The organism is Bacillus sp. FSL M8-0025, assembly GCF_037975475.1.
GTDB lineage: Bacteria > Bacillota > Bacilli > Bacillales > Bacillaceae > Bacillus > Bacillus subtilis.
Window position 1 is genome coordinate 584,702 of sequence record NZ_CP150258.1, and the last position, 15,366, is coordinate 600,067.

13 protein-coding genes are annotated in these 15,366 nt (G+C 43.7%); 6 read left to right on the forward strand and 7 right to left on the reverse strand.

Annotated features, from left to right (window positions below; all coding sequences use genetic code 11):
* Positions 1 to 26: 26 nt before the first annotated feature.
* From vmlR to dinB, 3 genes are all read right to left on the reverse strand, one after another.
* Positions 27 to 1,652, reverse strand: a complete 1,626-nt coding sequence (gene vmlR / locus MKX38_RS03085; RefSeq protein WP_339188558.1) for an ABC-F type ribosomal protection protein VmlR — start codon at positions 1,650 to 1,652, stop codon at positions 27 to 29.
* 318 nt (positions 1,653 to 1,970) lie between these two features.
* Positions 1,971 to 3,347 (reverse strand): amino acid permease, encoded by a 1,377-nt coding sequence (locus MKX38_RS03090; protein WP_339188561.1) that lies wholly within the window; start codon positions 3,345 to 3,347, stop codon positions 1,971 to 1,973.
* Between the two features lie 171 nt (positions 3,348 to 3,518).
* Entirely contained in the window at positions 3,519 to 4,037 is a 519-nt protein-coding gene (dinB, locus tag MKX38_RS03095; RefSeq protein WP_221251742.1) for a DinB family protein, read from the reverse strand.
* A gap of 168 nt (positions 4,038 to 4,205) precedes the next feature.
* Here dinB and MKX38_RS03100 point away from each other — a divergent pair, with 168 nt between their 5' ends.
* Together MKX38_RS03100 and MKX38_RS03105 are read left to right on the forward strand one after the other, a co-directional pair.
* On the forward strand, positions 4,206 to 4,664 hold the full coding sequence (locus MKX38_RS03100) for a MarR family transcriptional regulator (protein WP_003242874.1): 459 nt from the start codon (positions 4,206 to 4,208) through the stop codon (positions 4,662 to 4,664).
* Positions 4,661 to 7,318 carry an MMPL family transporter gene (locus MKX38_RS03105; protein ID WP_339188566.1) on the forward strand — a complete coding sequence of 886 codons (2,658 nt, stop codon included), beginning with the start codon at positions 4,661 to 4,663 and terminating at the stop codon, positions 7,316 to 7,318. Before MKX38_RS03100 ends, MKX38_RS03105 begins: the two co-directional genes overlap by 4 nt.
* A 149-nt stretch (positions 7,319 to 7,467) precedes the next feature.
* Here MKX38_RS03105 and MKX38_RS03110 read toward each other — a convergent pair whose 3' ends face one another.
* Complete coding sequence (locus tag MKX38_RS03110) at positions 7,468 to 8,097, reverse strand: nitroreductase family protein (protein ID WP_003234135.1); 630 nt, start codon at positions 8,095 to 8,097, stop codon at positions 7,468 to 7,470.
* A gap of 15 nt (positions 8,098 to 8,112) precedes the next feature.
* Entirely contained in the window at positions 8,113 to 8,607 is a 495-nt protein-coding gene (locus MKX38_RS03115) for a MarR family transcriptional regulator (RefSeq protein WP_015252703.1), read from the reverse strand.
* Between the two features lie 310 nt (positions 8,608 to 8,917).
* Here MKX38_RS03115 and MKX38_RS03120 point away from each other — a divergent pair, with 310 nt between their 5' ends.
* Positions 8,918 to 10,126 carry an MFS transporter gene (locus MKX38_RS03120; protein WP_014475975.1) on the forward strand — a complete coding sequence of 403 codons (1,209 nt, stop codon included), beginning with the start codon at positions 8,918 to 8,920 and terminating at the stop codon, positions 10,124 to 10,126.
* Between the two features lie 37 nt (positions 10,127 to 10,163).
* Here MKX38_RS03120 and MKX38_RS03125 read toward each other — a convergent pair whose 3' ends face one another.
* Positions 10,164 to 10,901, reverse strand: a complete 738-nt coding sequence (locus tag MKX38_RS03125) for a sulfite exporter TauE/SafE family protein (protein WP_003234130.1) — start codon at positions 10,899 to 10,901, stop codon at positions 10,164 to 10,166.
* Between the two features lie 248 nt (positions 10,902 to 11,149).
* On the opposite strand from MKX38_RS03125, the gene MKX38_RS03130 reads away from it, so the two are divergent.
* From MKX38_RS03130 to MKX38_RS03140, 3 genes are all read left to right on the forward strand, one after another.
* Entirely contained in the window at positions 11,150 to 11,824 is a 675-nt protein-coding gene (locus MKX38_RS03130) for a GntR family transcriptional regulator (RefSeq protein ID WP_217001219.1), read from the forward strand.
* A gap of 126 nt (positions 11,825 to 11,950) precedes the next feature.
* The gene (locus MKX38_RS03135) at positions 11,951 to 13,213 is read left to right on the forward strand and encodes a glycoside hydrolase family 18 protein (protein WP_153255726.1); all 1,263 of its coding nucleotides are present in this window, start codon (positions 11,951 to 11,953) and stop codon (positions 13,211 to 13,213) included.
* 160 nt (positions 13,214 to 13,373) lie between these two features.
* A complete protein-coding gene (locus tag MKX38_RS03140; protein WP_339188569.1) occupies positions 13,374 to 14,561 on the forward strand; it encodes a glycosyltransferase in 1,188 nt (395 codons plus the stop codon).
* Positions 14,562 to 14,599: 38 nt separating this feature from the next.
* Here MKX38_RS03140 and MKX38_RS03145 read toward each other — a convergent pair whose 3' ends face one another.
* The gene (locus MKX38_RS03145) at positions 14,600 to 15,310 is read right to left on the reverse strand and encodes a membrane lipoprotein lipid attachment site-containing protein (RefSeq protein ID WP_021481631.1); all 711 of its coding nucleotides are present in this window, start codon (positions 15,308 to 15,310) and stop codon (positions 14,600 to 14,602) included.
* Positions 15,311 to 15,366: the final 56 nt, after the last annotated feature.

Genomic DNA, 15,366 nt, shown 5'->3' on the forward strand with positions numbered 1-15,366 from the left:
TTATATCCATAGAGGTTCTCACGGCTTCAATCCAGCTCTTTTATTCGTTTCGTAAGCTCATTGAAAGCCTGATCAAGCTCCTTATACCCTTTATCATTTGGCGTCATAAAACTGAGCTTTCCCAGCACTTCTTGTCTTTCTGTCTCAAGCTTTAACCGAAGCTCCTCCCGCTCAGTTCTTTCTGAAGGAACGTCGTTTAACTGCTTTTCGATGCCGTTGTTTGAGATGACGAGTTTACTGTTTGTTGTTTTTTCGAGAAAGTATCGGTCATGTGAAACCGCCAGCAATGTGCCGCTGTATTGTGACAGTGTTTCTTCCAGCTGTTCGCGTGACGGCAGGTCGAGATGGTTTGTCGGCTCATCTAAAATCAGCACGTCTTTTTCCTCCAGAATATATGCCATCAGCTTGATCTTTACACGCTCACCCATACTCATATGCTTGATCGGTTCAGTCCATTGGGCGGCTGTAAAACCTAAGTGCCTCATCAGATTTTGAACGTGCCCCCTTGCTTTGAATGTTTCATTCTCAAATAACTCTTCCGGTGTTTGTTCTAAAGGCAAATCAAACACCTCCTGCGTTAAATAGCCGATGTTTGCGGACGGCGACACCCATACGCTTCCTTCTGCTGTTTCCTGTCCAAGAATGATATTCAGCAATGTCGTTTTTCCGCTGCCATTGGGGCCTATGATCGCAACCTTTTCGCCGTGCAGAATTGTAAAGTTTGCGTTTTTAAAGAGAGTCCTTTCTCCAAACGCTTTTGTTACATTCTGAACTTCTAAAAAACGTTTTCCTGTTTTGTGGGTTGTATCGATTGAAAAGCGAACTGTATATTCTGGGGTAACGGGTTCCGCCTTTGCTTTTTCCAGCTCTTTTTCAAGCCGCTTCTGCTTGGATTTAATCTGGGCATCCGTACGCTTCGCTTTTACCCTGTGATATTCTTTAAACCCTTCCTTTTTCGTCGATTGGGCGTGGGCTTTTTCCGACCAAGAAGCGAGCTCATTCATTTGTGCTTCAATCCGTTCAACCATTTTTTGCTGCTTTTCATATTCACGCTGCTGGGTGAGTCTTTTCTTCTCCCGGAACTTCATATACCCGGAGTAATTCCCTTTGAATTCAATCAGCGTCTGATCCTCAAGCGACCATATTTTTGTTGCGGCTTCGTCTAAAAAATATCGATCGTGAGAAACGAGAATCACCGTGCCGCTATAATGTTTCAGATGTTGGATGAGAAATTGCAAGCTTTTTTCATCAAGATGGTTTGTCGGTTCATCTAACAGCAGCAGATCTGCATCCTCTGATAGTCCTTTCGCCAGCCGCGCTTTCAGTTTTTCACCGCCGCTTAACTGATGAAAATCACGAAGAGGCACATGCCATTTCTCCAGTAATTTCTTTTCGGCAGGTGTCTGATCCGCAAAGGCATACGCCGCTGTTTCCTGTTCAACCAAAGCAAGTTTTATATCCTTCCGAAGGATTTGACCTTGTGCAGGGGCTAAGTCATTGTGAATGAGGTGCAGCAGCGTAGATTTCCCAGCGCCGTTTTTGCCGATAATCCCAATGATATCTCCTTGCTGAACACTGGCATTTATATTTTTAAAAACAGTCAGATCCTTCACTTCATAGCTAACGTTTGTTAATGTTACGATCTCTTTCATCCATATCCCTCGCTTTAAAGGGAGAATAAAAAAATCCTCCCAAATGTGTTGGAAGGATTAGCCGTGCCTGTGCATGATCAAATAAGCTATTTTTTATAAATAGCAGGTCGTATATATAGAAAATGGGCAGACTAATCCTATTTTTTGATTTGAAATATTGATTTCAAACAGTAAAAATAAGATTAGTTAATCATTGTTCACCCATCATCCCTTCTTGTTTTGATTACAAACACTATAGCATACCTTCAAATTCAAAAGCAAAGGTCATTTTCATCAAAAAAACTCCTGCTCTCATTTTTGAGGCAGGAGTTTCGAGTGTTATTGATGCTTCGCTTTTCTCACTTTATAAATCACAATCAGCAAAATAAACCAAACCGGTGTGACAAATAAGGAAACACGAGTATCCTGTGCCAGTGCCAGCACAACCAGAACAAACGCCAGGAACGCAAGAATCAGGTAATTTGTAAACGGATAAAGCGGAAGCTTAAACTTGTTTGTTTTCGCTAATTCAGGTCTTGTTTTGCGGTATTTCATATGGCAGATGACCGTAATTCCCCAAATGTAGATAAAGCATACGGTTGAAATACTTGTGATCAGGGTGAATACGCCTTCTGGCATGATGTAGTTTAACGTAACACCGATTAAAATCACGATAGCTGAAAAGAATAAAGCATTTCTTGGCACTTTACGCTGAGTCAGTTTCGCCATTGACTCAGGCGCATTGTGATCTTTCGCCAGGGAATAGACCATACGGCTTGTACTGAATACAGCGCTGTTGCACGCTGAAGCAGCGGAAGTCAACACAACAAAGTTGATAATACTTGCAGCCCCGACGATGCCAACCGCGACAAATACTTGTACGAATGGGCTTTCGCTGGGATTGATGACATCCCAAGGATAGATGCTCATAATCACGAGAAGAGCCCCGATATAAAAAAGCAACACACGGACAGGAATATTGTTGATCGCCTTAGGGATTACTTTTTCAGGATTTTCTGTTTCACCGGCTGTAAGCCCGACAAGCTCAATGCCGACAAAAGCAAACACAACCATCTGGAACGAGAGGATAAACCCGTGCATGCCATTCGGGAACAGGCCTCCGTGGCTCCAGAGATTTGTGAAGCTGGACACTCCTGAGCTTGTGGAAAAGCCTTTGAAAATCATCACAAGGCCAATGACGATTAACGCCAAAATGGCAATGACTTTAATCAAAGCAAACCAAAATTCTAATTCTCCAAACAGCTTGACTGTCGCCAGGTTCATAATCAGTAAAATAATTAGAGCGATTAAGCCAGGCACCCATTGCGGCACACCCGGGAGCCAATATTGAGTGTAGAGCCCGACTGCTGTCAGATCAGCCATCGCAATGGAAATCCAGCAGAACCAATATGTCCAGCCGGTGATAAATGCTGCCATATCGCCTAGGTAGTCTTGTACAAAATCCACAAAAGAGTGATAGTTCAAGTTTGATAACAGCAGTTCACCCAGCGATCTCATAATTAAAAAGCAAATGATCCCTGTGATCATATAAGCATATAAAATCGAAGGTCCGGCAAAATGAATCGATTTGCCCGAGCCGAGAAATAAGCCTGTCCCAATGGCTCCGCCGATGGCGATGAGCTGGATATGCCTGTTTTTCAAGCCTCTCTGCAACGTTTGCTGATTTATATTGTCTTTCGTCATGTCGTCTGTCACTTTATGTGTTCCTCCATTGAAAATTGTTTATTGAGTCAGCAATCTATTTTTAATGATTATTATAACACTAAAATTTCTATCTTTTTTACTAAAAAAGGATTGATGAAAAGAATTTTAATGTGATTTGGACTATTTCCCGAAAAAAGCGGCTCCATTTAGGGAGCCGCTTTTTTATGCTTTTTCAGTTTTTTTCATAAACAGGTAGAGCCCGTAATCTGTCGGTGCGGATGCGTAGCCTGCCTGCCGCAGCATTGCTGTGATATTGCCGCGGTGGTATGTCCCGTGATTGACAACGTGGGGAAGCAGTTCGGAAACAGTTGTTTTCATGATTCCGCTTGAGGGATTTTGAATCTGGAGTGGCTTATTGAGCTGTTCTTTTTGCTGTAAAAATAGTATATAGCGCTCGGATAACCTCAGAAAAAGGTCTTCCATTTCCTCTATTTCTTTAGCCTCTGTCTGTTCTTTAAGCTGTTCAGCTAAAGCCAACGCATCGCTCAAGGTTTTGCCGGAAAACACTTCAATCCAGCCGAGATCAGAAAGATAAACATGAGACAATACATGGGATATTGACGGAAACACGCTTTGAATTTCTTGATGGTATATCTCTTTTGGAAGCTCTTTTAATCGGTTGAATATTTGTTGATTGGCCCAGACGTTATATTCATACAATTTGAATGCAAAATCTGACATGTTAAAATTCCCCCTTTCGTGTGTATAGCTTTCATTATACACGAACATGAGTTCTTATGTAGAGTGCTCGAAAATAAAATTTGTTGACATATATAGTTTAGAGGAATAAACTAATTGACATTGAACATAAAGTTTAGTGGGGTAAACTATAATGAGGAGGGGAAGATATTGAATGAACAAAAGCTATGTCAGGCGATAAACCTGTTTGTGGAAGTCCTGCTTGAAGGGACAGAATTTGTGCATCGTGAAATCAATCAGGATGTCTTCAAGCATATCTCAAGGGAACAGGCAGACCTGTTGAAAATTTTAAAAGTCAAGGGCCCAACCTCTCCCGGCAGCCTGGCCATGTACCAAAATGTACATAAGAGCGCGATCTCTAACAGACTGAAAAAGCTGCTCGAAAAGGGATTGGTTCAATGGGACGACTGTCCGGAAAAAAGTGATAGGCGCTCTAAGCTTATTAACATTACACCCAGTGGTGAACACATACTAGAAGAATTAGATTCTGCCATCTTTAACGCGCTCAAACCGCTGATTGATGATATAGATGAGGAACACTTACATTCCATCATCGAGATATTCACCATTTTAAAAAGCAAATTTAAAGGAGGAGATTCTGCCGAATGAGAGCAATCATCAAATTCAAGTGGGCAATTGCAGCCATAGTATTAGCACTTACCGTCGTTTTGAGTTTGTTTTCTCCGAACTTAACGGAGCTGGCCAATCAAAAGGGGCAGGCCCAGCTTCCCGCTGATGCTGTTTCAGAAAGGGCAAACGCCATTTTAAAACAAGCGGGAGAAGACAATAATTCGATCAGTGTCGTCTTTACATTAGACCATGCTCTAAAGAAAGAAACAGAGAATCAGCTTCGGGTAATGATCGATAAAATCAAAAAGATCGACGGTGTAGAAGAGGTAACATCTCCTCTGTCAGCGGAAAAAGAAGTCAAAGACCAGTTGATGTCGAAAGACAAGAAAACCGTTCTCATGCCTGTCACGATTACAGGTTCTGATAAAAAGGCGGAAAAAATTGCGGACGAGATTTATCAAATCGTTCCTGATGATTTGACGGCATATATTACGGGAGCTTCCCTTATCAACCAGGATTTCGCTCACAGCTCAGAGGAAGGGCTTAAGAAAACGGAAGTGATAACAGTCTGCCTGATCATCGGTTTACTGTTGATCGTGTTCCGATCTGTTGTGACGCCTTTTATCCCGATTGTGGTTGTCGGTTTTTCTTATCTGATCAGTCAATCCATACTGGGCATCCTTGTATACAATGTTGATTTTCCTATCTCGACGTTTACGCAAACCTTCTTAGTCGCGATCTTGTTCGGCATTGGAACAGATTACTGCATACTGCTTCTTACACGATTCCGTGAAGAATTGGCAAACGGGCATGATAAAAAAGAAGCGGCGCTTACCGCTTACCACACAGGGGGAAAAACCTTATTTATCAGCGGATTTGCGGTATTGATCGGATTTTCTGCCTTAGGATTTGCGAAGTTTGCGATTTTCCAATCCGCAGTAGGGGTAGCAGTCGGTGTGGGAATTTTAATGATCATCCTCTACACACTGCTGCCATTATTTATGGTGACGCTGGGAGAAAAATTATTCTGGCCTTCTAAGAAAGTGCTGTCACACAGTGATAACAAACTATGGGCGTTTCTCGGCAGACACTCCGTTGCGCGTCCGTTTCTGTTCATTGTCATCACGGTGGTGATTACGCTTCCGTTCATCTTGACCTATGATGACCAGATTTCATTCGACTCAACTGCGGAAATCAGCAGCGATTATAAATCTATAAAAGCTCTCGAGGCCATTAAGGATGGATTCGGGGAAGGAAAAGCGTTCCCGATCAATGTTGTCGTAAAAGGAGACAAAGATCTTACAACAGCTGATACAATCCCCTATCTAGGAAATATCAGCAAAGCGATCGAGAAAGTTGATCATGTTGACTCTGTTATGACCATTACGCAGCCGACTGGTGAAAAAATCAAAGATTTATATATTGATAACCAGCTAGGATCGGTATCAGACGGGCTGGATAAGACGGTAAAAGGGATTGCCGATGTCCAAAGCGGATTAACGGATATAGAAAACGGATTGAATCAAATGGCAGGGCAAACCGGCTCGGCCTCAAATGGAGGGTCTGGCGGTTCACTGGGCGATGCGGCAGATGGCTTGGGCAAAATCAATCAGCAGCTGCAGCTTGTGAGCAAACAGATTTCCCAAACCGGCAATACCGCACAGACCGTGCAGCAGCTTACGGCAATAAGCGGACAGCTTGGCCAGATTCAAACCGGCCTTGAACAAGCGAACCAACAGCTCTCAGGCCAGCAGGCACAAGCTGGAACCCTGACAGAAAGCCTGAAGAAGCTGTCCGAAGGCGTAAAAAGCGCAAATGAGGGCCTGACGAAAGTCTCTGACGGTATTACAGCTTCCAGTGATATGTTAGAAGACATGAGCAAAAGTCCAACTGTAAGAGATACAGGCATATTCATTCCTGATCAAGTAATGAAGGACAAAGACTTTAAGAAGTCAATTGACCAGTATTCCTTTGCAGACGGCAAAGGTGTTCAATTAAGTGTCGTTCTGGATTCAAATCCGTACTCAGAACAAGCTATTGCGACAATAAACCAAATCAAAAAAGCTGTCGCAAACGAAGTTGACGGCACTCCTTTGGAGGATGCACAGATCGTATACGGCGGGGTCACGAGTATGAATGCGGACTTAAAAGAGCTGTCCACAACGGACTTCTCTAGAACAATGGTGATTATGATTATAGGCCTGTTTATCGTGTTAACCATTTTGTTCCGCTCAATGATCATGCCGATTTATATGATCGCGTCATTGCTGCTGACGTACTATACGTCGATATCCATAACAGAATTAATTTTTGTAAACGGCTTAGGAAACGCGGGTGTCAGCTGGGCAGTGCCATTCTTCAGCTTTGTCATCTTGATCGCGTTAGGGGTAGATTATTCGATCTTCTTGCTGGATCGATTTAAGGAAGAGGTGCACCTTGGCATTGAGCAAGGTGTCGTCAGGTCAATGAGCAAAATGGGATCTGTCATTATTACAGCTGCCATTATATTGGCCGGTACGTTCGCGGCGATGATGCCTTCAGGTGTTAATACACTGATGCAGGTGGCAAGTGTTATCATCATCGGGCTCTTGCTTTACGGCCTTGTCATTCTTCCGCTTTTCATCCCGGCAATCATTGCGACCTTTGGAGAAGGAAACTGGTGGCCGTTCGGCAGGAAGAAAGGAAAAGAGTAATCGAGAGAAGAGTGATGAATGGTCATCACTCTTTTTTCATGATCTAAACGACGAACTTCAGACGTGTTACCCAGAAAAGGTCAGACGATCAAACGGCGGCTGGGTACTTAAAAACAAAGAGCCCGGAAAACATTCCCGGGCTCTTTGTTTTATTTCCATTCTGCAATTGTATCAATCGGCAGACGGTAGGAAGCATAGCCTTCGTCTGCTGCTTTTCCGATAGAAAGTAGCATAACCGGTACATAACGTTCTTTATCTAATCCGAAGGTTTCCGCGATGTTTTCTTTATCGTATCCGCCGATCGGGTTTGTATCGTAGCCATGCGCGCGTGCAGTCAGCATCAGCTGCATGGAAACGAGACCTCCGTCAATCAGGATCGTTTCACGGTTGACCTGTGCCGGGAGCTTTTCAAAATGTGCGGTCAGCGCGGCGATTTGTCTGTCTTTGACCTCCTGCGGCATGTAACCAAGTTCCACGGCTTTTGAATAGATTTCTTCTAAGTAGTCTGCATTGTTCATGTCTGCAAATACAGCGATGACAGCAGATGATGTTGTGACCTGTGTTTGGTTAAAGCTTGCAAGCGGTGCGAGCTTTTCTTTTCCTTCCGGGCTGTCAATGACAAGAAAACGCCATGGCTGCGCGTTAACAGAAGATGGGGCAGTTGTTGCTTCCTCTAAGATCTCTGTCATTTCTTCTTTGCTGATTTTTACTGCCGGATCATAGTTGCGAATAGAACGGCGGCCTTTCATAATTTCCATAAAATCGTTTGTTTTGATCATGTTGATACACTCCTCTTAAGCTTCGATATTATTTATATTGTTTCGCATGCGCGCCAGCACATCAATGAGCAGGCGGCGTTCTTCTGCGCTTACATTTGCGAGCATTTCCTTCATGAAACGCTCCTTTTCCTTCTTAGAAGACTCAATTCGCTCTCTTCCTTGGTCTGTTAACCGAACAAGGGTGATGCGGTTGTCCTCAGGCTTGCGCCGCCTTGATACCATGCCTTTAGCTTCCAGCTGTTTCAGGTGTCTGGTAACGGCTGCGCTATCGATATTTACTTTCTTTTGAAGGTCGCTTTGACTGATCTCATCTGCATGATAAAGCAATGTCAGCAATTCCAAACGAGATTGGCTGATGCCCGTGCATGCCTCGAACTTCACGCCAATCACCTTGTTCACGCCTTGCAGCTGATATAAAATCTCGGCTTCCTCTGAACAAAATGACGCCAAAACCCATCCCTTCTTTCCTGTCAAAACTATTAATTGATATATCAATGATTGACACGTCAATTAATATACAACGATTGATTTCATCTTGCAAGCCATTTGCACTCTAGAAAAACCTCCCAGCGTATAAAATTCGCTAGGCTAGAACTTAGCAAAAAAAGCTGGCTGCTTCTTCAGATGATGCTGGTCACGATGATTCCCTGCATCATTCCATTTATAGGTGTTCGGAATATCACTTTGCCGAGCACGTGCTCAAGCGGCTTTCACAGGCTGAAAGTTATGATACAATATACAAATGTTTCACAGCTTCAATCCATTGTTGGAGCTGACATCCATTATATAAGGGACTAGGTTGAAGGGAAGGTTTGATAACATGCTGCACAATCCAACTGGAAAAGAACGCTTGGCACTAGCGTTTCTGCTCGGCATGCTTGCTATATTGGGCCCGCTTAATATAGATATGTATTTGCCAAGTTTTCCTGAAATCGCGGAAGATTTATCAGCAAGTGCTTCACTTGTTCAGTTAAGTTTAACAGCCTGTCTGGTCGGGCTTACGATCGGCCAGCTGATTGTCGGGCCGGTCAGCGATGCGCAGGGAAGACGAAAACCGCTATTAATCTGTATTTTTTTATTTGCGTTATCTTCTCTGTTTTGTGCACTGTCGCCCAATATAACAACTTTAGTGGCTGCGCGTTTTTTACAGGGCTTCACTGCTTCTGCAGGGCTTGTGCTGTCTCGCGCAATCGTCCGCGATGTGTTTACCGGAAGAGAGCTTTCTAAATTTTTCTCGCTGTTAATGGTCATTACCGCGGTGGCGCCAATGGTTGCGCCTATGACAGGCGGTGCCATTTTGCTTTTGCCGTTCGCAACGTGGCATACAATTTTTCACGTCCTCATGATCATCGGATTTTTACTAGTTCTTCTGATTGCATTGAGGTTAAAAGAAACGCTTCCGCCGGAAAAACGGATTCCAAGCTCAATCGGAACATCCGTCAAAACGATGGGCAGCCTGCTGAAGGATCGATCCTTTATGGGGTACGCGTTAACTGTCGGATTTATTCACGGGGGAAGCTTTGCATATGTGTCTGGTACGCCTTTTGTATACCAGGATATCTACGGGGTGTCTCCGCAGGTATTTAGTATTCTTTTTGGCATTAACGGGCTGGCGATTATATCGGGCAGCTTTATCATCGGACGCTTTGGCGGAATCATTCATGAAAAAAGCCTGCTTCGTATAGCGGTCATTACGGCTATGATTGCGACGGCTGTGCTATTAACCATGACCATGATTCACGGTCCTCTTGCTACATTAGTCATATCCATTTTCATTTACATGATTACGATCGGCATGGTTCTGACCAGCACGTTTACCCTAGCCATGGAAAAGCAGGGGCACCGCGCCGGAAGTGCAAGTGCGCTGCTTGGGATGCTCCCGCTGCTCCTCGGTTCAATCGTGTCACCGCTTGTAGGCATTAATGAGACAACAGCCGTTCCGATGGGAGCCATCATGTTTGTAACAGCTGTCATCGGCTCACTGGCGTTTTTTGGATTAACGAAAGAACGAGTAGGGCAGAATTCATAAAAAAAAACCTGACATGACGTCAGGTTTTTTGTTTTATTTAGAATAACAACAGCAGGCCTGCAATCGCCGGAGTCAAAAAGATGGCTGATTTCAAAACCACCTTTGGCATGAGGTTGGTGAATTTCGCGCCTACATAGGCACCGCACATTGTCCCGACTAGAACTTTGACAAGCAAAACGTAATCAACAAAACCTTCTGTAATATATCCGATGCCTCCACCTACAGCCAGAGGGATGATCACAAGCATCGTCGTTCCGACAGAATGACGAATGGACAGATTCAGCATAATCATTAAACCGATTTGAATAAAAGGTGCCGACCCGATTCCGAATGTGCCGGAAAGAACGCCGGCTGCAATTCCTAAGATGACCGCTCTCGTATACGTTGAAAGAGTGCTTTGATTCACTTGAGCCTTCTCTTTTAAAATAAATAATCTGATTAAAATGAGAATTGCTGATAAAAATAACATTCCAGCCGTCAAATAATGAAGCAAATCAGCCGGAATAAAAGATGTCAGCTTGGCGCCGAAAAATGAGCCAACCGCAGCAAAGCCTCCGACTATTAAGCCGATTTTCATTTGAATGTTGCCCTCGCGATAGTGGCTGTATGCCCCTGATAAGCTTGTAAAAGCCATGCCGGCAAGTGAAGTGCCTAAAGCCGTATGAATCGGGATATGGAAAAGAAGCGTTAAAAGGGCAATGACAAAGCCGGCTCCACCGGCGCCAATAAAGCCTAAAATAATTCCTAGAAGAAACATAACAAGAATAATGAGCATATTTTTTCCTCCATTGAAAAGATGTAAAAATGTAATCGTGCGCTATTCTGGCGGAGGTATGGTGTCCTATTGACGAAGAAAAACACGCCGTTTTTTCAGTTGCCAGTAGTCCGTCGACCGTCGTTCAGCAAACATATCGTACCTCAAATTCAGGGATCTGACAAGGCAGTTTGTTGCTTCCCATTACCATCTGTTATATGATTTTGATGAAGAAAAGCCCTTGAATATATTCAAAAGAGGTATTATATATGGACGATTTTAAATTAGATAAGCCGACTCCCTACTACCTGCAATTTTATAACCAGCTAAAAAAAATGATCTTCAACGGGACTTTTAAGCCTGGGGAACGGATAAACGAAACACAGCTGGCGAAAAGCTTTGGCGTCAGCCGCTCTCCGATAAGGGAAGCCATGCGATTGCTTGAGAAAGATGGTTTGTTAAAAGCGGATGACCGAAATGGATTTTCGATCACGTCATTAACGGCAAAAGATGTAGATGAGATTTATAAAATCAGAATTCCGCTGGAGCAGCTGGCAGTCGAATTAGTCATAGACGAAGCGGACGAAGAAGAGCTGACCATACTCGAAAAACAGCTTGAAGAAACAGAGAAAGCGATTCACAACGGCACGGAAGATACGGAAATCATTCGTTTAAACCAAAAATTTCATGGGCTGCTGGTTGATTTCAGCCATAACAGACATTTGAAAAATTTGCTTGAGCATGTAAATGATCTGATTCATTTTTGCAGAATCCTTAATTATACCGGCGACCACCGTGCAGAAACGATACTGCGTGAGCACCGCAGGATATTTGAAGAAGTGAAAAAGAAAAACAAAGAAGCAGCCAAACAGCATGTGCTGGCTCATTTCAATCATGACTGTGAGCATTTGAAGCATGTGCTTGAAGAAGGAAAAGAGAATTGATTTGTATGATCCGGTACCAAGGGGGAGCAGAACCCTTGGTATTTTTTTATGTATTCACCACATATCTAAGAGGCCCCGTTAATAAGATTTTATGATGGATTGACTAACGAATAATGGGGGTTAAACATGTTTATCCATATCGTCGGGCCTGGTGATTCTTTGTTTTCCATAGGCAGAAGATACGGTGCTTCTGTTGATCAAATCCGGAGTGTGAATGGTTTAGATGAGACAAATATCGTGCCGGGGCAGGCTCTGCTTATCCCTCTTTATGTATATACGGTTCAGCCGGGAGACACGCTGACCGCCATTGCGGCAAAAGCATTTGTTCCCTTAGAGCGGCTGCGGGCCGCAAACCCGGGCATCAGCCCAAATGCTTTACAAGCGGGAGCAAAAATAACGATTCCTTCGATCTCAAATTACATTGCGGGAACGTTAAGTTTTTATGTGCTCCGTAACCCAGACCTCGATCGGGAATTAATCAATGATTATGCGCCATACTCGTCTTCGATTTCGATTTTCGAATACCATATTGCACCAAACGGCGACATTGCAAACCAATTGAATGATGCGGCCGCTATTGAGACAACTTGGCAAAGGCGAGTCACGCCGCTGGCAACAATAACGAACCTTACATCAGGAGGTTTCAGTACGGAGATTGTTCACCAAGTACTGAACAATCCAACAGCGAGAACCAATCTGGTCAACAACATTTATAACTTAGTTTCCACAAGGGGATATGGGGGTGTCACAATCGATTTTGAGCAGGTGAGCGCCGCGGATCGCGATCTTTTCACTGGGTTTTTACGCCAGCTGAGAGATCGACTTCAGGCGGGAGGGTATGTGCTGACGATAGCTGTTCCTGCAAAAACAAGTGATAATATTCCATGGCTGAGAGGCTACGATTACGGGGGGATAGGAGCGGTTGTCAATTATATGTTTATCATGGCTTATGATTGGCATCATGCCGGAAGTGAGCCGGGTCCTGTAGCGCCGATTACTGAAATAAGGAGAACCATTGAGTTTACGATTGCGCAGGTGCCGAGCAGAAAAATCATTATCGGAGTCCCGCTCTACGGGTACGACTGGATCATCCCGTACCAGCCGGGCACAGTTGCTTCAGCGATTTCAAATCAAAACGCAATCGAAAGAGCGATGAGGTACCAAGCCCCGATACAATATTCAGCCGAATATCAATCACCGTTTTTCCGGTACAGTGATCAGCAGGGGCGGACGCATGAGGTATGGTTTGAGGATGTCAGGAGCATGAGCCGGAAGATGCAGATCGTCCGCGAATACAGATTGCAGGCTATTGGCGCTTGGCAGTTAACGCTGGGCTTTACACCGGGCCCATGGCTTCTGCGGAAATTTTTTACGATCAGAAAAGTGTAAAAAAAGACACCAGAGCTTGGGTGTCTTTTTTTTGATTAAGTCCAGAGCAGCAGAATAGTTCATTCATTTGTACCTTGCATGGGTTGTGTTCCCATTTTACGATTAGTAGTAGTCTGATTAAACAAAGAGTCAGAATACGATTTGAGAGGGAGTTGTCTACATGAAGACAGTATTGATTTTGAATTTTCCTGCGGAAGGCCATGTGAATCCTACCTTAGGCATTACAAAAGCGTTTTCCGATAAGGGATATGATGTCCATTATATATCCACTGAAAAATATAAAAAACGATTAGAAGCAGCGGGAGCAACGGTCCATCTTCACCGGGATCTGCTGCGAACGACACCTATTCATGTCGGTTCGCCCAATGGCATTCTTGATTTCGTGAAAATCCATATCAAAACGTCATTGGACATTTTACAGATTGTCAAAGACTTATCTAAGAGCATTCAATTTGATTTTGTTTATTATGATAAATTCGGCGCGGGGGAATTGGTAAGGGATTACTTAGATATTCCAGGAGTCTCTTCATCGGCGTCTTTCTTGTTTGGCGAGGAGCACCTGAAAATCCTGCCGCTGCATCCGGAGTCTGGAGCGCCGCTTGAATTGGATCAAGAGTGCGAAGACCTTTTGGCAAAAATGAAAGAAACGTACGGTGTTGCCCCGAAAAACCTGGTTCAATTCATGAACAATAAAGGGGAATTGAACGTAGTGTATACAAGCCGTTATTTTCAGCCAGAAAGTGATCGTTTCGGGGATGAATGTCTATTTATCGGGCCGAGCTTTCCAAAGAGAGCGGAAAAAACAGATTTCCCGATTGAACAGCTAAAAGATGAGAAGGTCATTTATATTTCAATGGGGACTGTACTGGATCATACAGAGGATTTCTTCAACCTTTGTATTGATGCATTTTCAGGCTTTAACGGAAAAGTCGTCATCGCTGCCGGAGAAAAAGCGGACCTGACCAAATTAAAGCAGGCGCCGGAAAACTTTATCATTGCTCCGTATGTCCCTCAGCTGGAAGTGCTGGAGCAATCGGATGTTTTCATTACACACGGCGGAATGAACAGCGTAAACGAAGGCATTCATTTCAGCGTGCCACTGGTTGTCATGCCTCATGACAAGGATCAGCCGATGGTGGCGCAGCGTCTCTCTGAACTCCATGCAGGCTATGTCATCTCTAAAGATGAAGTCAATGCCCAAATATTAAAACAAGCCGTAGATGAGGTTTTGCGCAACGATCAGTATATGGCAGGCATTAAAAAAATCAATCAAAGCTTCAAAGAATGTATGGACATGGAAGAAGTGATGGAGCGGATTGATGAGTTGATTGGCCAAAAAAACAAATAAGAAAAAGAACTCCCGTACCTTGTACGGGAGTTCTTAATTTAAAACTTAATTTTGATTTTTTGAGCATCACTGATTTTCTTATGGTTATGGTCAAAGACGTCACTTGTCGTGATTTCGATCCACTTGATCTCTTTTGTTTTCTTCTCAGCATCCGCGGCCTTATCATGAGCATGGCCGCTTGATGCGTTCACAATAAAGCCGAGATTTCCGGACTTTTCGGCGCCACCTTCCAATTCGCCGTTTAACTCTTCAAGATAAATATCTTTGTTCCAATCAAAGGTTTCGCCCGTATTTGTTTTCATCAATGCAATCGGCGCAACATTTACTTTTTTTGAAGAGGTGTTCTTGATATCAACGAAGACCTTAACGAAATCAAACTCTTCATCGTGTGTTAACTCATGAAAGTAATCAATCATGCTGTAGTCCGGGCGCAAGTGGATCAGCTTCATTTCTTTTACCGTTAACTCCACGTCGCCAATCTTATAGGTTTTGTTCACTTGTTTGATATCTTTTAAGACAGCTTTTCCTTTATCATCTGAAAACGTTTGGCCGACCTTAAGCAATGACCGGTCATCAGTTACCTGGGAATTAGGCTGATAATCATCTGTGCTGTCCTTCTGGGATGAAGTGCTTTGCGGCTCAGCTTTTACTGTTTTCTCCCCGCCTGCATGCTGTTTTTCAGTACTGGCGTTTGATGAGCAGCCCGCAAGCATGATAGCAAAAACGAAAATTGAAAGAATTCTTCTCATGATGATTCCTCCGTTAAAAAGAGATCCCGTTACTTCATACAAGCAACGGGACACCT

Bases quoted from the DNA above. Each gene is read 5' to 3' on its own strand.
- MKX38_RS03120 (WP_014475975.1), top strand. From the start codon at position 8,918: ATGCTGCACAATCCAACTGGAAAAGAACGCTTGGCACTAGCGTTTCTG.
- MKX38_RS03130 (WP_217001219.1), top strand. From the start codon at position 11,150: ATGGACGATTTTAAATTAGATAAGCCGACTCCCTACTACCTGCAATTT.
- vmlR (WP_339188558.1), bottom strand. From the start codon at position 1,652: ATGAAAGAGATCGTAACATTAACAAACGTTAGCTATGAAGTGAAGGAT.
- MKX38_RS03145 (WP_021481631.1), bottom strand. From the start codon at position 15,310: ATGAGAAGAATTCTTTCAATTTTCGTTTTTGCTATCATGCTTGCGGGC.
- MKX38_RS03140 (WP_339188569.1), top strand. From the start codon at position 13,374: ATGAAGACAGTATTGATTTTGAATTTTCCTGCGGAAGGCCATGTGAAT.
- MKX38_RS03105 (WP_339188566.1), top strand. From the start codon at position 4,661: ATGAGAGCAATCATCAAATTCAAGTGGGCAATTGCAGCCATAGTATTA.
- MKX38_RS03125 (WP_003234130.1), bottom strand. From the start codon at position 10,901: ATGCTCATTATTCTTGTTATGTTTCTTCTAGGAATTATTTTAGGCTTT.
- MKX38_RS03135 (WP_153255726.1), top strand. From the start codon at position 11,951: ATGTTTATCCATATCGTCGGGCCTGGTGATTCTTTGTTTTCCATAGGC.
- MKX38_RS03110 (WP_003234135.1), bottom strand. From the start codon at position 8,097: ATGATCAAAACAAACGATTTTATGGAAATTATGAAAGGCCGCCGTTCT.
- dinB (WP_221251742.1), bottom strand. From the start codon at position 4,037: ATGTCAGATTTTGCATTCAAATTGTATGAATATAACGTCTGGGCCAAT.